At 57.5% G+C, this 22,958-nt stretch carries 16 protein-coding genes and 1 riboswitch; of the genes, 11 read left to right on the top strand and 5 right to left on the bottom strand.

Annotated elements, in window-relative coordinates:
• Position 1: 1 nt before the first annotated feature.
• The 3 genes from IM300_RS17165 (at position 2) to katG (ending at position 5,876) form a co-directional block, all read left to right on the top strand.
• Positions 2–2,434, top strand: a complete 2,433-nt coding sequence (locus IM300_RS17165) for a bifunctional aspartate kinase/homoserine dehydrogenase II (protein ID WP_102750816.1) — start codon at positions 2–4, stop codon at positions 2,432–2,434.
• Between the two features lie 226 nt (positions 2,435–2,660).
• Positions 2,661–3,551, top strand: a complete 891-nt coding sequence (gene metF / locus IM300_RS17160) for a methylenetetrahydrofolate reductase (protein ID WP_063449726.1) — start codon at positions 2,661–2,663, stop codon at positions 3,549–3,551.
• Between the two features lie 144 nt (positions 3,552–3,695).
• Positions 3,696–5,876, top strand: coding sequence for a catalase/peroxidase HPI (gene katG / locus IM300_RS17155; protein WP_063865464.1), 2,181 nt, complete (start codon positions 3,696–3,698; stop codon positions 5,874–5,876).
• Between the two features lie 91 nt (positions 5,877–5,967).
• Here katG and IM300_RS17150 read toward each other — a convergent pair whose 3' ends face one another.
• The 3 genes from IM300_RS17150 to argE all read right to left on the bottom strand — a co-directional run bounded on the left by IM300_RS17150 (position 5,968) and on the right by argE (position 11,309).
• The gene (locus tag IM300_RS17150; RefSeq protein ID WP_063449728.1) at positions 5,968–7,071 is read right to left on the bottom strand and encodes a glycerol dehydrogenase; all 1,104 of its coding nucleotides are present in this window, start codon (positions 7,069–7,071) and stop codon (positions 5,968–5,970) included.
• Between the two features lie 187 nt (positions 7,072–7,258).
• A complete protein-coding gene (ppc, locus tag IM300_RS17145) occupies positions 7,259–9,910 on the bottom strand; it encodes a phosphoenolpyruvate carboxylase (RefSeq protein ID WP_107534213.1) in 2,652 nt (883 codons plus the stop codon).
• A 247-nt stretch (positions 9,911–10,157) separates the two neighbouring features.
• Entirely contained in the window at positions 10,158–11,309 is a 1,152-nt protein-coding gene (gene argE / locus IM300_RS17140; RefSeq protein WP_023295619.1) for an acetylornithine deacetylase, read from the bottom strand.
• An 88-nt stretch (positions 11,310–11,397) separates the two neighbouring features.
• Here argE and argC point away from each other — a divergent pair, with 88 nt between their 5' ends.
• The 4 genes from argC to oxyR all read left to right on the top strand — a co-directional run bounded on the left by argC (position 11,398) and on the right by oxyR (position 15,876).
• Positions 11,398–12,402: an N-acetyl-gamma-glutamyl-phosphate reductase gene (argC, locus tag IM300_RS17135; protein ID WP_063865466.1), complete on the top strand. Its 1,005-nt coding sequence runs from the start codon at positions 11,398–11,400 to the stop codon at positions 12,400–12,402.
• A 6-nt stretch (positions 12,403–12,408) separates the two neighbouring features.
• Positions 12,409–13,185, top strand: a complete 777-nt coding sequence (argB, locus tag IM300_RS17130; protein ID WP_107534212.1) for an acetylglutamate kinase — start codon at positions 12,409–12,411, stop codon at positions 13,183–13,185.
• Positions 13,186–13,290: 105 nt separating this feature from the next.
• Positions 13,291–14,664, top strand: a complete 1,374-nt coding sequence (argH, locus tag IM300_RS17125; protein ID WP_063865468.1) for an argininosuccinate lyase — start codon at positions 13,291–13,293, stop codon at positions 14,662–14,664.
• A 294-nt stretch (positions 14,665–14,958) separates the two neighbouring features.
• Complete coding sequence (gene oxyR, locus IM300_RS17120) at positions 14,959–15,876, top strand: DNA-binding transcriptional regulator OxyR (RefSeq protein ID WP_003862055.1); 918 nt, start codon at positions 14,959–14,961, stop codon at positions 15,874–15,876.
• Here oxyR and sthA read toward each other — a convergent pair.
• On the bottom strand, positions 15,859–17,259 hold the full coding sequence (sthA, locus tag IM300_RS17115) for a Si-specific NAD(P)(+) transhydrogenase (protein ID WP_003862057.1): 1,401 nt from the start codon (positions 17,257–17,259) through the stop codon (positions 15,859–15,861). The genes oxyR and sthA overlap by 18 nt on opposite strands.
• Positions 17,260–17,455: 196 nt before the next feature.
• On the opposite strand from sthA, the gene fabR reads away from it, so the two are divergent.
• Together fabR and IM300_RS17105 are read left to right on the top strand one after the other, a co-directional pair.
• A complete protein-coding gene (fabR, locus tag IM300_RS17110) occupies positions 17,456–18,094 on the top strand; it encodes an HTH-type transcriptional repressor FabR (protein ID WP_003862059.1) in 639 nt (212 codons plus the stop codon).
• Between the two features lie 9 nt (positions 18,095–18,103).
• On the top strand, positions 18,104–18,463 hold the full coding sequence (locus tag IM300_RS17105) for a YijD family membrane protein (RefSeq protein WP_006808647.1): 360 nt from the start codon (positions 18,104–18,106) through the stop codon (positions 18,461–18,463).
• Between the two features lie 90 nt (positions 18,464–18,553).
• Here the strand turns inward: IM300_RS17105 and trmA are convergent, their stop codons facing one another.
• Positions 18,554–19,654, bottom strand: coding sequence for a tRNA (uridine(54)-C5)-methyltransferase TrmA (trmA, locus tag IM300_RS17100; protein WP_193037542.1), 1,101 nt, complete (start codon positions 19,652–19,654; stop codon positions 18,554–18,556).
• A gap of 104 nt (positions 19,655–19,758) precedes the next feature.
• A riboswitch (cobalamin riboswitch) is annotated at positions 19,759–19,934 on the top strand.
• 65 nt (positions 19,935–19,999) lie between these two features.
• Between trmA and btuB the strand changes: the two genes are divergently transcribed.
• Together btuB and murI are read left to right on the top strand one after the other, a co-directional pair.
• Positions 20,000–21,850, top strand: a complete 1,851-nt coding sequence (gene btuB / locus IM300_RS17095) for a TonB-dependent vitamin B12 receptor BtuB (protein WP_193037540.1) — start codon at positions 20,000–20,002, stop codon at positions 21,848–21,850.
• Positions 21,795–22,646 carry a glutamate racemase gene (gene murI, locus IM300_RS17090; RefSeq protein ID WP_193037538.1) on the top strand — a complete coding sequence of 284 codons (852 nt, stop codon included), beginning with the start codon at positions 21,795–21,797 and terminating at the stop codon, positions 22,644–22,646. The genes btuB and murI overlap by 56 nt, the downstream gene beginning before the upstream one ends.
• The last annotated feature ends 312 nt before the right edge of the window (positions 22,647–22,958 follow it).

Below are 22,958 nucleotides of genomic sequence, written 5' to 3'. Positions count from 1 at the left end.
CATGAGTGTGATAGCGCAGGCAGGGGCGAAGGGTCGTCAGCTGCACAAGTTTGGTGGTAGTAGTCTTGCTGATGTGAAATGTTACCTGCGTGTCGCAGGGATCATGACCGAGTATTCACAGCCGGGGGACATGATGGTTGTCTCAGCGGCGGGCAGCACCACCAACCAGTTGATCAGCTGGCTGAAACTGAGCCAGACCGATCGCCTCTCTGCGCATCAGGTGCAACAGTCTTTACGTCGTTACCAGAGCGAGCTGATTGCCGGCCTGCTGCCTGCGGACGTGGCGGACGGGCTGATTAGCGCCTTCACGCACGACCTTGAGCGTCTGGCGGCCCTGCTGGACAGCGGGATCACCGATGCGGTGTATGCCGAAGTGGTGGGTCACGGTGAAGTGTGGTCCGCGCGCCTGATGGCCGCCGTGCTGCAACATCTTGGCGTGGACGCCGCCTGGCTCGACGCGCGTGATTTCCTGCGTGCGGAACGCGCCGCACAGCCGCAGGTGGACGAAGGGCTGTCCTATCCGCTGCTGCAACAGCTGCTGGTGCAACATCCCGGGAAACGTATTGTCGTCACCGGCTTTATCAGCCGCAGCAACGCGGGCGAAACCGTACTGCTGGGCCGTAACGGCTCTGACTACTCGGCAACGCAGATCGGTGCCCTGGCGGGCGTATCCCGCGTCACCATCTGGAGCGATGTCGCGGGTGTGTACAGCGCGGATCCGCGCAAAGTAAAAGATGCCTGTCTGCTGCCGCTGCTGCGTCTCGACGAAGCGAGCGAGCTGGCGCGTCTGGCGGCCCCGGTGCTGCATGCGCGCACGCTACAGCCGGTTTCCGGCAGCGACATTGACCTGCAACTACGCTGTAGCTACACGCCGGATCAGGGTTCCACCCGCATCGAGCGCGTGCTGGCATCCGGCACGGGGGCGCGTATTGTCACCAGTCACGATGACATCTGCCTGATTGAGTTCCAGGTGCCTGCGGGCCAGGACTTCAGGCTGGCGCATAAAGATATCGATACGATCCTGAAACGTGCGCAGGTGCGTCCGCTGGCCGTTGGCGTGCATAATGACCGTCAGCTGTTGCAGTTCTGCTATACCGCCGAAGTGGTGGACAGCGCATTAAAAATTCTTGATGAAGCGGGCCTGCCGGGCGAGCTTCGCCTGCGTCAGGGGCTGGCGCTGGTGGCGATGGTGGGCGCGGGCGTCACCCGTAACCCGCTGCACTGCCACCGCTTCTGGCAGCAGCTGAAGGGCCAGCCGGTTGAATTTACCTGGCAGTCGGAAGAGGGCATCAGCCTGGTTGCCGTGCTGCGTAAAGGGCCAACTGAAAGTCTGATTCAGGGTCTGCACACCTCTCTGTTCCGCGCGGAAAAACGCATCGGCCTGGTGCTGTTCGGGAAAGGGAATATCGGTTCCCGCTGGCTGGAGCTGTTCGCCCGTGAGCAGGTCACGCTTTCGGCGCGTACCGGATTCGAATTTATTCTTGCGGGCGTGGTGGACAGCCGCCGCAGCCTGCTGAACTACGAAGGGCTGGACGCCAGCCGGGCGCTGGCCTTCTTTAACGATGAAGCCGTTGAGCAGGATGAAGAGTCGCTGTTCCTGTGGATGCGCGCGCACCCGTATGACGATCTGGTGGTGCTGGACGTTACCGCCAGCGAACAGCTGGCCGATCAGTATCTGGATTTCGCCAGCCACGGTTTCCACGTCATCAGCGCCAACAAGCTGGCGGGAGCGAGCAGCACCGATAAATATCGCCAGATCCACGACGCGTTCGAAAAAACGGGCCGTCACTGGCTTTACAACGCCACCGTTGGTGCAGGTCTGCCGGTTAACCATACCGTGCGTGATCTGATTGAAAGCGGCGACAGCATTCTGGCGCTGAGCGGCATTTTCTCCGGCACACTCTCCTGGCTGTTTTTGCAGTTTGATGGCACCGTTCCGTTCACCGACCTGGTGGATCAGGCGTGGCAGCAGGGCTTAACCGAGCCGGATCCGCGCGTTGACCTTGCCGGTAAAGACGTGATGCGCAAGCTGGTGATCCTGGCGCGTGAAGCGGGCTACGACATTGAGCCGGGTCAGGTGCGCGTTGAGTCGCTGGTGCCTGCGGGCTGCGAGGAAGGGTCCGTAGATCATTTCTTTGAGAACGGCGACGAGCTGAACGAGCAGATGGTGCAGCGTCTGGAAGCGGCAAACGAGATGGGCCTGGTACTGCGCTACGTGGCACGCTTCGAGGCGAACGGTAAAGCGCGCGTGGGCGTGGAGGCGGTGCGTCCTGAGCATCCGCTGGCCGCTCTGCTGCCGTGCGATAACGTCTTCGCCATTGAAAGCCGCTGGTACCGCGATAATCCGCTGGTGATCCGTGGCCCGGGCGCGGGACGCGATGTCACCGCCGGGGCAATCCAGTCTGACATCAACCGACTGGCTAAGCTGCTGTAATCTCGCTTGTTCCCTCTCCCCGTGGGAGAGGGTTAGGGTGAGGGCGGCAGACCGCACTCACCCCCATCATGAACGCCCCTCATCTTCCCTGAGCAATCCTCACCGTTATTGTTGATTATTTCAGTTGACGCCACTCCGCTTTTCCGTCATTTTTACATCTGGACGTCTAAACGTATAGAAGTTCACAGCACAATAAACAACGACACGCGAAAGGTAGAGGTAAGGTATGAGCTTTTTTCACGCCAACCAGCGGGAAGCCCTGAATCAGAGCCTGGCAGAAGTTAACGGCCAGATTAACGTCTCTTTTGAATTTTTCCCGCCGCGCACCAGTGAAATGGAGCAAACCCTGTGGAGCTCTATCGATCGCCTGAGCAGTCTTAAACCGAAGTTTGTTTCCGTAACCTACGGTGCCAACTCCGGCGAGCGTGACCGCACGCACAGCATCATTAAGGGCATTAAAGACCGAACCGGCCTGGAAGCGGCGCCGCACCTGACCTGTATCGACGCCACCCGCGACGAGCTGCGCGCCATCGCTCAGGACTACTGGAATAATGGCATTCGCCACATTGTGGCCCTGCGCGGTGACCTTCCGCCGGGCAGCGGTAAGCCAGAGATGTTTGCCGCCGATCTGGTCGGGCTGCTGAAAGAGGTGGCGGACTTCGATATTTCCGTTGCGGCGTATCCTGAAGTTCACCCGGAAGCGAAAAGCGCCCAGGCAGACCTGCTTAACCTGAAGCGTAAAGTGGAGGCCGGTGCCAACCGCGCGATTACTCAGTTCTTCTTTGACGTGGAAAGCTACCTGCGCTTTCGCGACCGCTGCGTCTCGGCGGGTATTGATGTTGAAATCATTCCGGGCATTTTGCCGGTCTCGAACTTCAAACAGGCGAAGAAATTTGCCGATATGACCAACGTGCGCATTCCGCTGTGGATGTCCAAAATGTACGAAGGGCTGGACGACGATCCGGAAACCCGCAAGCTGGTGGGCGCCAATATCGCCATGGACATGGTGAAGATCTTGAGCCGCGAAGGGGTGAAAGATTTCCACTTCTACACGCTGAACCGCGCGGAAATGAGTTACGCCATTTGCCACACGCTGGGCGTTCGTCCTGCCCTGTAAAGCAAAATCCCTCACAAAGATGAGGGATTTTTAATCGAACCGATAGTTAAAAGGTATTAACTATCGAATCTGTGGATTAATTCAACTATCTCTTATCGCTAGTGGTGTATATCGTAACGGTAACACTGTAAAGGGAGCATAGCGATGAGCATGTCAGACGAGACCAATAACGCGGCATCTGCCGGCAAATGTCCGTTCCATCAGGGCGGCGTCGATCATAGCGCGGGTGCAGGTACCAGCAGCAAAGAGTGGTGGCCTAAACAACTCCGCATCGATCTACTTAATCAACACTCCAGCCGTTCAAACCCACTGGGTGAAGACTTCGATTACCGCAAAGAATTCAGCAAGCTCGACTATTCTGCCCTTAAGGGCGACCTCAAGGCCCTGTTAACCGATTCTCAGCCGTGGTGGCCTGCCGACTGGGGCAGCTATGCGGGCCTGTTTATCCGTATGGCCTGGCACGGCGCGGGCACCTATCGCTCCGTGGACGGTCGCGGCGGCGCAGGTCGCGGTCAACAGCGCTTCGCGCCCCTGAACTCCTGGCCGGATAACGTCAGCCTGGACAAGGCGCGCCGCCTGCTGTGGCCAATCAAGCAAAAATACGGACAAAAAATCTCCTGGGCCGACCTGTTTATCCTCGCGGGTAACGTGGCGCTGGAGAACTCCGGCTTCCGCACCTTTGGTTTTGGTGCCGGGCGTGAAGACGTCTGGGAACCGGATCTGGACGTGAACTGGGGCGATGAAAAAGCCTGGCTGACCCACCGTGACCCGGAAGCGCTGGCGAAGCGCCCGCTGGCGGCCACTGAAATGGGCCTGATTTACGTTAACCCGGAAGGGCCAAACGCCAGCGGTGAACCGTTGTCCGCGGCGGCGGCAATCCGCGCCACCTTTGGCAACATGGGCATGAACGACGAAGAGACCGTCGCGCTGATTGCTGGCGGTCATACGCTCGGTAAAACGCACGGCGCAGGGGAAGCCACGCACGTGGGCACTGACCCGGAAGCGTCGCCGATTGAAGCGCAGGGCTTAGGCTGGACCAGCACCCACGGCACCGGAATTGGCGCTGACGCCATTACCTCCGGGCTGGAAGTCATCTGGTCGCAAACCCCGACCCAGTGGAGCAACTACTTCTTCGAGAACCTGTTCAAGTACGAATGGGTGCAGACCCGCAGCCCGGCGGGCGCGATTCAGTTTGAAGCCGTGGATGCGCCAGAGATCATGCCTGACCCGTTCGACCCGTCGAAAAAACGCAAGCCAACCATGCTGGTCACCGACCTGACGCTGCGCTTTGACCCGGAATTCGAGAAAATTTCCCGTCGCTTCCTGAACGATCCGCAGGCCTTCAATGAAGCCTTTGCGCGCGCGTGGTTCAAGCTGACCCACCGCGATATGGGGCCAAAAGCGCGGTACATTGGTCCGGAAGTGCCGAAGGAAGATCTGATTTGGCAGGATCCACTGCCTCAGCCGGTGTTCCATCCGACTCAGGAAGATATCGAAAGCCTGAAAGCGGAAATCGCGGCCTCGGGACTCTCCGTGAGCGAGCTGGTTTCTGTGGCCTGGGCGTCGGCATCCACCTTCCGCGGCGGCGACAAGCGTGGCGGCGCCAACGGTGCACGTCTGGCGCTGGCTCCTCAGCGCGACTGGGACGTTAACGCCGCGGCGGTTCGCGCGCTGCCGGCGCTGGAAGCGATCCAGCGCACCACCAACAAAGCGTCACTTGCGGATATCATCGTGCTGGCGGGTGTGGTGGGCGTTGAGCAGGCAGCGAAAGCGGCAGGCGTTTACGTCAATGTGCCGTTCACCCCGGGCCGCGTGGACGCGCGTCAGGACCAGACGGATATCGAGATGTTTAACCTGCTCGAGCCGATTGCCGACGGTTTCCGTAACTATCGCGCACAGGTGGATGTATCTACCACCGAGTCGCTGCTGATCGACAAAGCCCAGCAGCTGACCCTGACCGCGCCGGAGCTGACGGTGCTGATCGGCGGCCTGCGCGTACTGGGTGCAAACTTCGACGGCAGCAAGAATGGCGTGTTCACTAACCGCGAGGGCGTGCTGAGCAACGATTTCTTCGTGAACCTGCTGGATATGAACACCCAGTGGAAAGCGACCGACGACTCAAACGAACTGTTTGCCGGGAGCGATCGCGCCAGCGGCGAGGTGAAATACACCGCCACCCGCGCTGACCTGGTCTTCGGTTCAAACGCCGTACTGCGCGCGCTGGCCGAGGTTTACGCCAGCAGCGATGCGCACGAAAAGTTCGTTCGTGATTTCGTTGCCGCGTGGGCGCGAGTGATGGATTTGGACCGCTTTGACGTGAAGTAACCCTTGTGCCGGGTGGCGGCTACGCCTTACCCGGCCTACAAATTAAAGTGCCATGTAAGCCGGGTAAGCGCAGCGCCACCCGGCTTTTTTATTACTCCCACTCCTGGAGGAAACGCTGTCCGTACTGGTCCGCAACCAGCAGCGCCGCATACACCTGATCCGCCGTTACGCCGCCAGGCATGTTATGAATGGTTTCCCCTTCGGCACAGGACGCTTCCGCGATCAGCCGCATTTTGGCCGGGATATCCTCTTTGATGTTTAGCTGCGCCAGGGTGATCGGCAGTCCAACGCTGTGGCAAAGCGCGGCGACGGTCTCTATTTCTTCAACCGGCGCGTTCTCCAGAACTAGCTGCGTCAGCGTGCCGAACGCGACCTTTTCACCGTGGTAGAAATGATGTGCATCCGGTACCGCCGTCATGCCGTTGTGAATGGCGTGCGCCGCCGCCAGACCGCCGCTTTCAAAACCCACGCCGCTGAGATAGGTGTTGGCTTCGATAATGCGTTCCAGCGCGGGCGTCACCACGTGCTGCTCTGCCGCCAGCATCGCTTTCTCACCCTCTTCAACCAGCGTGTTGTAGCACAGCTCTGCCAGCGCTAGCGCCGCCTGCGTGCACTTGCCGCCCGCCATGGTCGTGGCGCCGCTGCGCGAGCAGGCGCGCGCTTCAAACCAGGTAGCCAGCGCGTCGCCAATCCCGGCGGCGAGCAGGCGAGCCGGTGCACCCGCCACCACTTTGGTGTCGACAATCACCATGTTCGGGTTGTGCGGCAGCATCAGATAACGCTCGAACTCACCGCTGTCGGTGTAAATCACGGACAGGGCGCTGCACGGCGCATCGGTGGAGGCGATGGTCGGGGCAACGGCAACCGGAACGTTCATAAAGTGCGCAAGCGCTTTGGCAGTATCCAGCGTTTTACCGCCGCCGATACCCAGCACTGCCAGACAGTCGGCGCTGTCGGCCAGTTTTTTCAGACGATCGATTTCATTTTGCGAACATTCGCCGCCAAACGGCGCAATTTCGGCGTGGAGATCGGCTTGTCTGAAGCTCTGGCGCAGGGTTTCTTCAGCAAAACCCAGCACAAACTTATCGCCCACCACCAGCCAGCGGGCTGCCAGCGGCTTCAGATAGTCGCCGAGACGGGTGAGCACATCAGCACCCTGGATGTATTTTCCCGGGGATTGAATAATACGGTCCATAACATTACTCCCTTAGTGTTTGAGGTAAATCCTGTCCTGTTCGAACGGCTCTGAGAGTCACTCTACTCCCGGCGTGCCGGACATTTGTTGCGCTATGTCTAAGGGAAGCGTGATTGCCTTACGGGCGGCAGGGAAGAGGGAAGATCGAGATGTGCCCGGCAGGCTTAGCGCTGCCGGGCATTAAGCATTAACCGGTGTTACGCATACCCGCCGCAACGCCGGCAATCGTCACCATCAGCGCCTGTTCAACGCGCGGATCCGGCTCTTTACCTTCCTCTTCCGCCAGGCGGGAACGGTGCAGCAGTTCAGCCTGTAAAACGTTCAGCGGGTCGGTGTAGATGTTACGCAACTGGATTGATTCGGCGATCCACGGCAGGTCTTCCATCAGGTGGGAATCGTTGGCGATATCCAGCACCACCTTGATGTCGCCTTCCAGCAGCTCGCGCAGCTCTTTACCCAGCGTCCACAGTTCTGGTTTCACCAGGCGCTGATCGTAGTATTCCGCCAGCCACAGGTCGGCTTTCGAGAAGACCATCTCCAGCATGCCCAGACGGGTGGAGAAGAACGGCCAGTCGCGGCACATGGTTTCCAGCTCGCTCTGCTTACCGTCTTCCACCACTTTTTGCAGCGCCGCACCGGCACCCAGCCAGGCGGGCAGCATTAAGCGGTTTTGCGTCCAGGCGAAGATCCACGGAATGGCGCGCAGGGACTCGACGCCGCCGGTCGGGCGACGCTTGGCCGGACGCGAACCCAGCGGCAGTTTACCCAGCTCCTGCTCAGGCGTTGCTGAACGGAAGTAAGGCACGAAGTCTTTGTTTTCACGCACGTAGCCGCGATACAGGTCGCAGGAGATGTCTGACAGCTCGTCCATGATGCGGCACCAGGACTCTTTTGGCTCCGGCGGCGGCAGCAGGTTCGCTTCCAGGATCGCACTGGTATAGAGCGACAGGCTGCTGATGGTCACTTCCGGCAGACCGTATTTGAAGCGGATCATCTCGCCCTGCTCGGTCACGCGCAGGCCGCCTTTCAGGCTTCCCGGCGGTTGAGAGAGCAGCGCTGCGTGGGCAGGCGCACCGCCACGGCCAATGGAGCCGCCGCGTCCGTGGAACAGGGTCAGCTCAATACCGGCTTTCTCGCAGGTTTTAATTAACGCGTCCTGCGCCTGATACTGCGCCCAGGAAGCGGCCATCACGCCCGCATCTTTCGCGGAGTCGGAATAGCCAATCATCACCATCTGTTTGCCCTGAATAAAGCCGCGATACCAGTCGATGTTAAGCAGCTGGGTCATCACGTCGTTGGCGTTGTTCAGGTCGTCGAGGGTCTCAAACAGCGGCGCGACAGGCAGAGCGTAGTCGATGCCCGCTTCTTTCAGCAGAAGGTGAACGCCCAGCACGTCGGACGGGGTTTTCGCCATGGAGATCACATAGGCGGCCACCGATCCTTTCGGCGCATCCACGATCGCTTTACAGGTGTTGAGCACTTCGCGGGTGTCATTGCTTGGCTCCCAGTTGCGCGGCAGCAGAGGGCGCTTGGAGTTCAGCTCGCGGATCAGGAACGCCTGCTTGTCGGCTTCGGACCAGCTTTCATAGTCGCCGATGCCGAGATAGCGGGTCAGTTCGCCCAGCGCTTCGGTATGGCGGGTACTTTCCTGACGGACGTCGATACGCACCAGCGGTACGCCGAAACACTTCACGCGACGCAGGGTATCGAGCAGTTCGCCATTCGCAATGATGCCCATTCCGCAGGCCTGGAGCGATTTATAACAGGCATATAGCGGTTCCCAGAGCTGTTCGTTCTGGCTCAGCAGACCTTCTGGCTTTGGCAGGCGCTGGCCTTTCAGGCGCGCTTCCAGCCAGGCCTGAGTTGCAAGCAGCTGACCGCGCAGTTTTTTCATCAGGAAACGGTACGGCTCGCTGGCACCTTCTTCACCGGCCAGCGCACGCAGTTCCGGCGTCGCTTCTACCATCGACAGCTCGGAGATCAGCACCTGAATATCTTTCAGGAACAGGTCGGTCGCTTTCCAGCGGCTCAGCAGCAGGACGTGACGGGTGATTTCCGCCGTCACGTTCGGGTTGCCGTCGCGGTCACCGCCCATCCAGGAGGTAAAGCGCACCGGCACAAAGTCTACCGGCAGGCGATAGCCGAGGTTCTCTTCCAGCTGTTCGTTCAGCTCGCGCAGGTAGTTAGGCACCCCTTCCCACAGGCTGTTTTCCACCACCGCAAAGCCCCATTTGGCTTCGTCGACCGGGCTTGGGCGATGCTTACGAATTTCATCGGTGTGCCAGGACTGGGCAATCAGCTGGCGCAGACGGCGCATCAGCTGGTTACGTTCGTAGTCGGCAATGTCTTTGTTATCCAGTTGCTTCAGGCAGTTGTTCACTTCCACCATTTTGTGGATCAGCGTACGACGGGTGATTTCGGTTGGGTGTGCGGTCAGAACCAGCTCCAGCGAAAGGGATTCCACCGCGTTTTTGATGGTCGCTTCGTTGAGGTCGGGCTGGTCTTTGAGTTTACGAAGGGTGCGGGCAATGACTTCCGGGTTGCTGGCCGCTTCGCCTTTTGGCGAAATGCTGTGGTATTGCTCAGCGGTGTTTGCCAGGTTCAGGAACTGGCTAAAGGCGCGGGCAACGGGCAGCAGCTCATCGTTAGAAAGGTTCTGCAAGGTGGTGAGCAGCTCCTGACGATTTGCCTCGTTACCGGCACGGGAAGATTTGGACAGCTTGCGGATGGTTTCAACGCGGTCGAGAATGTTCTCCCCTAATGCGTCTTTGATGGTATCTCCAAGCACTTTGCCGAGCATGCTGACATTACTACGCAACGCGGAATATTGTTCGTTCATAAAAACCCAGTCACCCCATCATTTTTGTTTATGCCCAGGCGAAAATCTTCTGGACATTATTTTGTCATCTCCCTTTATAAAGCCACGTAAAACCCCCGTCGTCAATTGCTGCGAAAACGGTTCAGCAAACGAATAAATGCGGGCAATTTACGAAATTTAATTCGCTTCGCGTCAGATAAGAGATGCTTATGGGAATGTGACGGAGATCGCGGGATTTTCCCCCTCTCCAGGGAGAGGGGAAGCGTCATTAATGCCAGCAGAAATGATGCACAACCTGGGTAATCAGTTCGCGGGTGGGCTTGATGAAGCGGGTTTCCAGATACTCATCCGGCTGATGGGCCTGGTTAATGGAGCCAGGACCAAGAACCAGCGTCGGGCACAGGGTCTGAATAAACGGTGCTTCGGTGCAGTAGTTCACCACGTCGGTTTTCTCGCCGAGCAGTTTTTCCACGACCTGAACCAGCTGATGGTCTGGCGGGCATTCGTAGCCTGGAATCGGCGGATGCAGTTCAGAGACCGTCAGGCGTCCCGGCCAGCGCTCGCTGACCGGAGCCAGCGCTTCGTTCAACAGGCCATCCAGATCGCTCAGCGTCATGCCCGGCAGCGGACGAATATCCATATGCAGTTCGCAGCAGGCACAGATACGGTTGGACGCATCGCCACCGTGCAGGCTACCGAGGTTCAGCGTTGGATAAGGCACGGTAAACGCCTCGTAGTGATAACGCTCTTTCAAATCGTCGCGCAGGGTCATGATGCGGCCAATGGCGTCGTGCATCAGCTCAATGGCGTTCACGCCGCGCGCCGGATCGCTGGAGTGACCGGACTGGCCCAGCACGCGCACCGCGGTAGAAATATGGCCTTTGTGCGCACGAATCGGTTGCAGAGAGGTGGGCTCGCCGATGATCGCGCAGTCCGGGCGAATCGACGTGTTTTCAGAGAAATAACGTGCACCCGCCATGCTGGTCTCTTCATCGGCGGTCGCCAGAATGTAGAGCGGCTTTTTCAGGGTTGTCACGTCCACGTCACGCAGCGCGTCGAGGATAAAGGCGAAGAAGCCTTTCATGTCCGCCGTGCCGAGACCGTAGAGCTTGTTGTCGTGTTCGGTCAGGGTGAACGGATCGCGCGTCCAGCGGCCATCGTCAAACGGCACGGTGTCGGTATGACCGGCCAGCAGCAGGCCGCCCGCACCGGTTCCGGTACTGGCGAGCAGGTTAAATTTGTGGCGTGTTCCGGGGACGGGCTGAACCTCAACGTTAAACCCAAGATCGCTAAACCAACCCGCCAGCAGATTGATTAAAGACTCATTGCTCTGATCCAGCGCTTCTTCCGTCGCGCTGATGGAGGGTGTGGCAATCAGGGCGCGGTAAATCTCGATAAATGGCGGTAAGTTCATTTTCATTGTTGACACACCTTAGGTCGTGATAGTATCAATATTCATGCAATAAATGTGAATAAAAATACATTAACGTTGAGCATAAAGGAACCCGATGTTGAATACGCTGATTGTAGGCGCTAGCGGTTATGCGGGCGCAGAGCTTGTAAGCTACGTAAATCGTCACCCTCATATGACCATAACCGCTTTGACCGTGTCAGCGCAAAGCAATGATGCCGGAAAGTTAATTTCTGATTTGCATCCGCAGCTTAAGGGCATTGTCGATCTGCCGTTGCAGCCGATGTCCGACATCAGCGAGTTCACCGATGGCGTTGACGTGGTGTTTTTAGCCACGGCGCATGAAGTCAGCCACGACCTGGCACCGCAATTTTTAGCGGCCGGCTGCGTGGTCTTTGACCTCTCCGGCGCGTTTCGCGTAAACGACAGCGCGTTCTACGAAAAATATTACGGTTTTTCCCATCAGCATCCGGATCTGCTTGAAAAAGCGGTCTACGGCCTGGCGGAGTGGAGCGCCGATAAACTGAAAGAAGCGAACCTGATTGCCGTGCCGGGCTGCTACCCGACGGCGGCGCAGCTCTCGCTGAAGCCATTGATCGACGCCGGTCTGCTGGATCTGCACCAGTGGCCGGTGATCAACGCCACCAGCGGCGTGAGCGGAGCAGGGCGCAAGGCCGCTATCTCCAACAGCTTCTGCGAAGTGAGCCTTCAGCCGTATGGCGTGTTCAATCACCGTCATCACCCTGAAATCACCACGCATCTGGGCGCGGAGGTGATCTTCACCCCGCACCTGGGCAGCTTCCCGCGCGGGATCCTCGAAACCATTACCTGCCGCCTGAAGCCGGGCGTGACCCAGGCGCAGGTGAGCGAGGCCTTCACGCAGGCATACGCGGATAAACCGCTGGTGCGTCTGTACGACAAAGGCGTGCCGGCATTGAAAAACGTGGTTGGCCTGCCGTTCTGCGACATCGGCTTTGCCGTACAGGGCGAGCATCTGATTGTGGTCGCCGCAGAAGATAACTTACTCAAAGGCGCTGCCGCGCAGGCAATGCAGTGTGCAAATATTCGTTTCGGCTTCCCTGAAACGCAGGCTCTTATTTAAGGTGTGATGATGAACCCATTAATTATCAAACTCGGTGGTGTACTGCTGGACAGTGAAGAAGCGCTGGAGCGCCTGTTTACCGCGCTGGTGAACTATCGCGAATCGCACCAGCGTCCGCTGGTGATTGTGCACGGCGGCGGCTGCGTGGTGGATGAGCTGATGAAAGGGCTGAATCTGCCGGTGAAAAAGAAAAATGGCCTGCGCGTCACCCCTGCTGACCAGATTGACATCATTACCGGCGCGCTGGCGGGCACGGCGAACAAAACGCTGCTGGCATGGGCGAAGAAACACCATATCGCCTCCGTTGGCCTCTACCTGGGCGACGGTGACAGCGTAAAAGTGACCCAGCTTGACGAAGAGCTCGGCCATGTTGGACTGGCGCAGCCAGGTTCGCCTAAGCTGATTAACACCCTGCTGGAAGGCGGTTTTCTGCCGGTAGTGAGCTCTATCGGCGTGACCGAAGCGGGCGAGCTGATGAACGTCAACGCGGACCAGGCGGCAACCGCCCTGGCGGCCACGCTGGGCGCTGACCTGATCTTGCTCTCCGACGTGAGCGGCATTCTGGACGGCAAAGGCCAGCGTATTGCGGAAATGACCGCCGCAAAAGCCGAGCAGCTGATCGATCAGGGCATTATTACCGACGGCATGATCGTTAAGGTGAATGCGGCGCTGGATGCGGCGCGCACGCTGGGTCGCCCGGTGGATATCGCCTCCTGGCGCCACGCGGAGCAGCTTCCGGCGCTGTTTAACGGCACGCCGATTGGTACGCGTATTCTGGCTTAAGATTCTGTGCCGGATGGCGCTTCGCTTATCCGGCCTACGTGAATTTTGTAGGCCCGGTAAGCGCAGCGCCACCGGGCAAAAATATCATCATTAAGGAAATTCGTTATGGCACTTTGGGGTGGGCGTTTTACACAGGCAGCGGATCAGCGGTTCAAACAGTTCAACGACTCTTTGCGCTTTGACTACCGCCTGGCCGAACAGGATATCGTCGGCTCTGTGGCCTGGTCCAAAGCGCTGGTGACCGTTGGCGTGCTGACCGCAGACGAACAGCAGCAGCTGGAAGAGGCGCTGAACAACCTGCTGGAAGAGGTGCGTCTGGATCCGCAGCAAATCCTCCAGAGCGATGCCGAAGATATTCACAGCTGGGTGGAAGGCAAACTCATCGACAAAGTCGGTCAGCTGGGTAAAAAACTGCATACCGGCCGTAGCCGTAATGATCAGGTTGCGACCGACCTGAAGCTATGGTGCAAAGAGACCATAGGCGAACTGCTGGCGGCAAATCGTCAGTTGCAGGGCGCGCTGGTGGAAACCGCGCAGAACAACCAGGACGCGGTGATGCCGGGTTATACCCACCTGCAACGCGCGCAGCCGGTGACGTTTGCGCACTGGTGTCTGGCCTACGTTGAGATGCTGGCGCGTGATGAAAGCCGATTGCAGGATACCTTAACGCGTCTGGACGTGAGCCCGCTGGGCAGCGGCGCGCTGGCCGGTACCGCATATGAAATCGACCGCGAGCAGCTGGCAGGCTGGCTGGGCTTTGCTTCCGCCACCCGCAACAGCCTGGACAGCGTCTCTGACCGTGATCACGTGCTGGAGCTGCTGTCGAATGCGTCTATCGGAATGGTGCACCTGTCGCGCTTTGCCGAAGACCTGATCTTCTTTAACTCTGGCGAAGCGGGCTTCGTGGAGCTGTCCGACCGCGTGACCTCAGGCTCATCCCTGATGCCGCAGAAGAAAAACCCGGACGCGCTGGAGCTGATCCGCGGCAAGTGCGGTCGAGTGCAGGGCGCGCTCACCGGCATGATGATGACCCTGAAAGGGCTGCCGCTGGCGTATAACAAAGATATGCAGGAAGACAAAGAAGGGCTGTTCGACGCGCTCGATACCTGGCTGGACTGTCTGCACATGGGCGCGCTGGTGCTGGACGGCATTCAGGTGAAACGTCCGCGCTGTCAGGAAGCGGCGCAGCAGGGCTATGCTAACTCCACCGAGCTGGCGGACTACCTGGTGGCGAAAGGCGTACCGTTCCGTGAGGCGCACCATATTGTGGGCGAAGCGGTTGTGGAAGCGATTCGTCAGGGTAAAGCCCTTGAAGCGCTGGCGCTGGCCGACCTGCAAAAATTCAGCGCGGTTATCGGGGATGACGTCTATCCGATTCTGGCCCTGCAATCCTGCCTGGATAAGCGTGCAGCGAAAGGCGGCGTATCGCCGAAGCAGGTGGCGCAGGCGATTGCGGATGCGAAAAACCGCCTGATTTGATGCCTGAAACGTCGGGTGGCGGCTTCGCCTGACCCGACCTACAAAACCCCCGCCCAACCCTGAGTTGGGCTTTTTTTTGCAAAAAAAAAGCGGACCACGGGGTCCGCAAAAGTTCACGTTGGCTTTAGTTTTTCGAGTTTTGAGAGAAACTCGCTGACGGTGCGGGGACGTCAAGGGTCAAACACGGCCGCCTCGTCTATGTGGCGTATTATTCAACAGAATGCTTGATAGGGATAATCGTTCATTGCTATGCTATCTATCGCCATGAACTATCGTGGCGACGGAGGATGAATAATGAATATTCGTGATCTTGAATACCTGGTAGCGTTAGCCGAGCACCGCCATTTTCGCCGCGCGGCAGATTCCTGCCACGTCAGCCAGCCTACCCTGAGCGGACAGATCCGCAAGCTGGAAGATGAGCTGGGCGTAATGCTGCTGGAGCGCACCAGTCGTAAGGTACTGTTCACCCAGGCAGGTCTGCTGCTGGTGGATCAGGCGCGCACCGTGCTGCGCGAGGTCAAAGTGCTCAAGGAAATGGCAAGCCAGCAGGGGGAGGCGATGTCCGGCCCGCTGCATATTGGCCTGATCCCAACCGTTGGCCCGTACCTGTTGCCGCAAATCATTCCAATGCTGCACCAGACGTTCCCGAAACTCGAAATGTACCTGCACGAAGCGCAAACCCATCAGCTGCTGGCGCAGCTGGACAGCGGCAAGCTCGACTGTGCGATTCTGGCGCTGGTCAAAGAGAGTGAAGCATTTATTGAAGTGCCGCTGTTCGACGAACCGATGATGCTGGCGATCTATGAAGATCACCCATGGGCGAACCGCGATCGCGTGCCGATGGCCGATCTGGCCGGGGAAAAGCTGCTGATGCTGGAAGACGGTCACTGCCTGCGCGATCAGGCGATGGGCTTCTGCTTCGAAGCGGGCGCTGACGAAGATACCCATTTCCGCGCAACCAGTCTGGAAACGCTGCGTAATATGGTGGCGGCGGGAAGCGGTATTACGCTGCTGCCGGCGCTGGCGGTGCCGCACGAGCGTAAACGCGATGGCGTGGTCTATCTGCCGTGCATCAAGCCGGAGCCGCGTCGCACCATTGGTCTGGTTTATCGTCCGGGTTCACCGCTGCGCAGCCGCTATGAGCAGCTGGCAGAGGCCATCCGCGGTGCGATGGATGGCCATTTCGACAGCGCGTTAAAACAGGCGGTTTAAGCCGTTCAGCGCGGCTACCCGATAGGCTTCCGCCATGGTCGGGTAGTTAAAGGTGGTGTTAACGAAGTACTCAATGGTGTTGCCACCACCTTTTTGCTCCATGATCGCCTGGCCGATGTGAATGATTTCCGCCGCGCGTTCACCGAAGCAGTGAATACCGAGGATCTCTTTCGTCTCGCGATGGAACAGGATCTTCAGCGTACCCACGCTCATCCCCACGATTTGCGCCCGCGCCAGATGTTTAAACTGGGCACGACCCACCTCGTAAGGCACCTTCATGGCCGTCAGCTGCTGTTCGGTTTTCCCGACAGAACTGATTTCCGGAATGGTGTAGATACCCGTCGGGATATCTTCAATCAGATGCGCCGTCGCTTCACCTTTCACCAGGGCCTGTGCGGCGATGCGGCCCTGATCGTACGCAGCGGAGGCCAGGCTTGGGTAACCAATCACGTCGCCCACCGCGTATACGTGCGGCAGCGCGGTCTGATACATGCTGTTGACCTTCAGCTGACCGCGGCTGTCGGTTTCGAGCCCGATATTCTCCAGCTGCAATGAATCCGTGTTGCCGGTACGGCCGTTGGCGTACAGCAGGCAGTCTGCCTTCAGCTTCTTACCAGACTTCAGGTGCATGATCACACCGTCGTCGCAGCCCTCAATCTTCTCGTACTCTTCGTTGTGGCGAATCACCACGCCGCTGTTCCAGAAGTGGTAGGAGAGAGAGTCGGACATCTCCTGATCGAGGAACGCCAGCAGGCGGTCGCGGGTGTTAATCAGGTCAACTTTGACCTCCATTCCGCGGAAGATCGACGCATATTCACAGCCAATCACCCCCGCACCATAGATGATCACATGGCGTGGTTCGTGATGCAGGCTGAGGATGGAGTCGCTGTCGTAAATGCGCGGGTGCGAGAAGTCCACGTCTGCCGGATGGTACGGACGGGAACCGCAGGCGATCACAAATTTTTCAGCGGTGAGCGTCTCAACCGAACCATCGTGGCACTCCAGCGCCAGGGTGTGTTCATCCACAAAATGGGCGTTGCCTTGCAGAATTTCACAGTGGTTGCGCTCATAAAAACCCTGACGCATGCGCGTCTGCTGGTTAATGACCGTGTCTGCGTGATTCAGGATATCGGCAAAGGAGGAACGAAGAAGTCGGGAGTGGTCGCTGTAAAGAGGATTCTGGTTAAATTCGATAATGCGGCTAACGGCGTGGCGGAGGGCTTTCGAAGGGATGGTGCCCCAGTGGGTGCAACCGCCGCCAACATTATGGTAGCGCTCAATCACCGCTACTCTGGCTCCCTGTTTTACCAGACCCATAGCAGCACCTTCGCCGCCGGGGCCGGAACCAATAACTATTGCGTCGTAATCGTAGGAATGTGGCATGGCAAGGCTTACCTGTTCTTATACATAAAAGCAACAGAATCATAACATCATTGCCTGGGTAACCCAATTATCGTTGTGCTTTTTTCGGGCAGTGGGGCACAAACCGCGCGTAAACAATCATTCACAAAGCCAGGTAAACAGATTAATTTTATTCTCTGGTATAGTGCCAACGGGCCTTTGGAAGGATTCAACTATCGTGATGGGCGTAAGAGCACAACAAAAAGAGAAAACCCGGCGTTCGCTGGTGGAAGCCGCATTCAGTCAACTGAGTGCTGAGCGGAGTTTTGCCAGTTTGAGCCTGCGTGAAGTGGCGCGCGAGGCCGGGATTGCGCCAACGTCCTTCTATCGTCATTTCCGTGATGTGGATGAACTGGGCCTGACCATGGTCGACGAGAGCGGTTTAATGCTGCGCCAGCTTATGCGTCAGGCGCGTCAGCGTATCGCCAAAGGCGGCAGCGTGATCCGCACCTCCGTGTCGACGTTTATGGAATTTATCGGCAATAACCCTAACGCGTTTCGCCTGCTGTTGCGTGAGCGTTCCGGGACGTCAGCCGCGTTTCGTGCCGCCGTCGCGCGTGAAATTCAGCATTTCATCGCGGAACTTGCCGACTATCTGGAACTCGAAAACCATATGCCGCGTGCGTTTACCGAAGCACAGGCTGAGGCGATGGTGACGATTGTGTTCAGCGCGGGTGCCGAAGCGCTGGACGTCAGCATTGAACAACGTAAGCAACTCGAAGAGCGACTGGTATTGCAGCTGCGGATGATTTCTAAAGGTGCGTACTACTGGTATCGCCGTGAACAAGAGAAGTTGGCACATCAAAACGATGAGTGAAGGTGAGTAATGAAACAGTCAGGTCAGGATAAAGGAACGCTGTTGCTGGCATTGATCGCTGGCTTATCCATTAATGGTACGTTTGCGGCGGTTTTCAGCTCAATTGTACCGTTCTCGATTTTCCCGATTATCGCGCTGGTGCTGACGGTGTACTGCCTGCATCAACGTTATCTGAACCGCACCATGCCTGTCGGGTTACCGGGGCTGGCCGCAGCCAGTTTTATCCTGGGTGTGCTGCTGTACAGCACCGTGGTGCGTGCGGAATACCCGGATATTGGCTCTAACTTCCTGCCTGCGGTACTGTCCGTGGCGCTGGTGTTCTGGATTGGCTCTCGTATGCGTAGCCGCAAGAGCCAGTTGCCAGAATAAAGGGTTTTGTCAATGTAGGCCGGATAAGCGATGCGCCATCCGGCTTTTTTGGCAGGTGTCGCTTCGCTTACCTGCCCTACAAGATTCACATTACTTTGCAGTAAGCAGTACGCCGCACTCCATATGGTGCGTATACGGGAACTGATCGAACAGCGCCAGACGTTCAACCTTGTGCGTCTGGCTTAACGTTTCCAGGTTCATGCACAGCGTCTCCGGGTTACAGGAGATGTACAAAATACGCGGGTACGCCTGCACCATCTTCTCGGTTTCGCTATCCAGCCCGCTGCGTGGCGGATCGACAAAAATCGTCTCGCACTGGTAGCTCTTCAAATCAATGCCTTGCAGGCGGTTAAACTCACGTACGCCATTCATCGCCTGGGTGAACTCTTCTGCCGCCATACGAATGATTTGTACGTTATCGATGTGGTTAGCGGCGATGTTGTACTGCGCGGCCGCCACCGACGGTTTGGCAATTTCCGTCGCCAGCACGCGCTCGAAGTTACGCGCCAGCGCCAGCGAGAAGTTACCGTTACCGCAGTACAGTTCCAGCAGATCGCCCGTCGACCCTTCCGTCGCGTTCAGCGCCCACTCCAGCATCTGCACGTTCATGGCGGCGTTCGGCTGGGTGAAGCTGTTCTCCACCTGGCGGTAAACCATCTCTTTACCCGCTACCGGCAGACGCTCATCGACGTAATCCTGGTCCAGCATGATTTTGGTTTTGGTCGCGCGGCCAATCAGGTGCACGTTGATGTTCTGCGCGCGCAGCGCATCGCGCAGGGCTTCGGCCTGCTCGCGCCACTCGTCGGTCAGCGCTTTATGATAGAGCAGAGAGACAATGGCCTGATTGCTTTGGGTGGTCAGGTAGTCAATCTGGAACAGCTTGTTGCGCAGCACTGGATTGTTGCGCACGCCGTCAATCATCAGCGTCATCAGCTGGTTTATCAGTTCACTTGCCGCCGGAAAACTGTCTACGCGAATGCGGGATTTCGTCTGCTGATCGAAAATGATGTGGTACAGGTCATCGCCATCGTGCCAGATGCGAAACTCGGCGCGCATACGGTAGTGGCTGACCGGAGAACGAAACACCTCAGGAACGGGCGCGTTGAATGGCGTCATCATACTTTGCAGGCGGACAACTTTTTCTGCCAGCTGTGCGTCGTACTGTTCTGTCGGGAGGTGTTCTGGGGTCATGATGCATCCTGAGTGAGAAAGAATTACGCGGGGATTGTAGGGATTGTGCAGGGGATGTCCAGATTTAATGGCTAATAGCTATCTGGACATCTATACGTGTCTAATTGTAGCATTCTGTTTCCGGTCTCCTGAGAGTGAAAAGGGAATCCAGTGCAAATCTGGAGCTGACGCGCAGCGGTAAAGACTGGCGGGATGAGAGTTACAGACACTGTGAAAACGGGAAGTCTTCATCCATAAACGCCACCCAGCCCGAAGACCTGCCGGGACCACGTCGCATTTGGTTTCATCATCGCGTGCTATCGATGAGGCCTGCGGCATCCTTCTTATATTATGGATGCTTTAACAATGATTAAAAAAGTATCGCTGTTGACGGCGTTTTCCGTCACGGCATTTTCGGGCTGGGCGCAGGAAAGCGCTGACTCGTTGGTGGTGACAGCAAACCGTTTCGAACAACCGGCAAAAACTGTTCTGGCTCCGACATCCGTCGTGACGCGTGAGGATATTGAACGCTGGCAGGCAACGAGCGTTGTGGAAATCATGTCACGCCTGCCGGGCGTAGACATCGCACAAAGCGGAGGGATGGGGTCGGCCTCTTCTACGTTTATTCGCGGTACGGAATCCCGTCATGTTCTGGTGCTGATTGATGGCATCCCCCTGAACAATGCCGGGATCAGCAACGTTCCCGACTTAAGTCAGATCCCGACCTCGCTGATTCAGCGTATAGAGTACATTCGCGGCCCGCGTTCGGCGCTGTACGGCTCCGACGCGATTGGCGGCGTCATTAACATCATCACCGGGCGCGATAAGCCGGGCGCGGAAATTTCGGCGGGCGTTGGTTCAAAGGGGTATCAAAACTATAACGGTGCCTTCCAGCAGGTGTTCGATAAAACGAAAATCACCATGGCCGGGGATTACACCTATACCCGTGGTTTTGATATTGCCGCAAAAGATGCCCCGCGCCAGCCAGACCGCGATGGTTTTATGAGTAAATCTCTGTTTGGCTCGGTGGAACAGCAGTTTACCGACAGCGTCAGCGGGTTCTTCCGTGGCTTTGGCTACGATAACCGCTCCGCGTACGACGGTTACGATCATTATGGCGCGACCGGCATTGACGGGCGTCCGGACACGCGTCAGGTCTACAGCCAGAACTGGGACACCGGGTTGCGTTACAACCAGGGTATCTTCCAGTCACAGCTGGTGGCAGGCTATGGCCGCAGCAAAGACCAGAACTATGATCCGAAAAAAGGCCGCTACGCTGACTCCGCAACCATGGATGACGTGAAGCAGTACACCACCCAGTGGCTGAATACGGTTGAAGTGGGGCACGGCAATATCGGCGCGGGTCTGGACTGGCAGAAGCAGAAAACCCAGGCGGGAACGGGCTATCTGGAAAAAGGTTACGAACAGCGTAACACCGGCGTGTTCCTTTCAGCGATGCAGCAGTTCAACAGCGTGACGCTGGAAGCAGCGGCGCGTAATGACGATAACTCTAACTTTGGCAATCATGCCACCTGGCAGACCAGCGCCGCGTGGGAGTTCATCGACGGGTATCGCATCATCGGTTCTTACGGCACAGCGTATAAAGCGCCGACCATGAGCCAGATCCACAGTAAGGATTACGGCAATCCGGACCTGAAGCCAGAAGAGAGTAAGCAGTGGGAAGGCGGTTTTGAAGGCCTGACGGGGCCGGTAAACTGGCGCGTGACGGGCTATCGTAATGATATTGATAACCTGATTAACAGCGACCCGCGGACCTACCGTTATTACAATGTGGATAAGGCTCGCATCAAAGGGATTGAGGCGACGGCGCAGTTCGATACCGGACCGGTAGGGCACCAAATTTCTTATGACTACGTTGACTCGCGCAATGCGAAAACCAACGAGGTCCTGGCGCGTCGCTCAAAGCAGCAGGTTAAGTATCAGCTTGACTGGCAGGTGTGGGACCTCGACTGGAATCTGGCGTACCGTTATCTGGGCACCCGCTATGACGTTGCCGTTGATCCCAATACCTATGCAACAGAACGCGTAAAAATGGGCGGCGTCAGCCTGTGGGATGTCGCGGTTTCATATCCTGTCACCTCTCATCTCACAGTTCGTGGTAAAATAGCCAACCTGTTCGATAAAGATTACGAGACAGTTTATGGCTACGAAACTGCAGGACGGGAATACACCTTGTCTGGCAGCTACACCTTCTGATCCGCGTCCCACCGTGCTGGTGTTTGATTCCGGCGTCGGTGGGCTTTCAGTCTATGATGAGATTCGGCAGCTCCTGCCGGATCTCCATTACATCTACGCCTTCGATAACGTCGCGTTCCCGTATGGGGAAAAGAGTGAAGACTTTATCGTTGAGCGCGTGGTTGAAATCGTTACCGCGGTTCAAAAGCGCTACCCCCTGGCGCTGGCGGTGATTGCCTGCAATACGGCAAGCACGGTCTCTCTTCCTGCCCTGCGCGAAAAATTCCCGTTCCCGGTTGTGGGCGTTGTGCCGGCAATTAAACCTGCTGCACGCCTGACGGCGAACGGCATCGTGGGTTTGCTGGCGACGCGCGGTACGGTAAAACGTCCTTATACGCGCGAGCTTATTGAGCGCTTTGCTAATGAATGCCAGATCGCCATGCTCGGTTCCGCGGAGCTGGTGGAAATGGCGGAAGCGAAGCTGCACGGCGAGACGGTCTCGCTTGAAGAGCTGCGCCGCATTCTGCGTCCATGGCTGCGGATGCAGGAACCCCCGGATACGGTTGTTCTTGGATGTACCCATTTCCCGCTGTTACAGGAAGAGCTATTAAAGGTCCTGCCTGAAGGAACCCGGCTGGTAGATTCCGGTGCGGCGATTGCGCGTCGGACGGCCTGGCTGCTGGAACACGAGGCGCCGGATGCGAAATCAGCGGAAGCGAACATCGCTTTCTGTATGGCGATAACAAATGAAACTGAACAACTTTTACCCGTTTTACAGCGTTACGGCTTCGAAACGCTCGAAAAACTGGCGCTGTAGCACGGTTTTGAGCAAAAAAGAGACGGTTGAACGTTTTTTTTCAAAGAGGGGTTGTCAACGTCTGAGAACTGCCTATAATGCGCCTCCACTGACACGGAACAACGGCTTACAGGCCGCCGGGACAGCGGGGTTCAGAGATGAACGCCAACAGAGAAAAGTAAAAATAATTGCTTGACTCTGAATGAGGAAAACGTAATATACGGGACCTCGCAACGGTGAGCTGAAAGCCGCGTTGCAACTGCTCTTTAACAATTTATCAGACAATCTGTGTGGGCACTCAAAGTGACATGGATTCTTAACGTCGCAAGACGA

This window comes from Enterobacter cloacae complex sp. I2 (assembly GCF_014896205.1).
In the GTDB taxonomy this organism is placed as follows: Bacteria; Pseudomonadota; Gammaproteobacteria; order Enterobacterales; family Enterobacteriaceae; genus Enterobacter; species Enterobacter quasihormaechei.
This window is presented reverse-complemented; position numbering and strand designations above follow the sequence as displayed.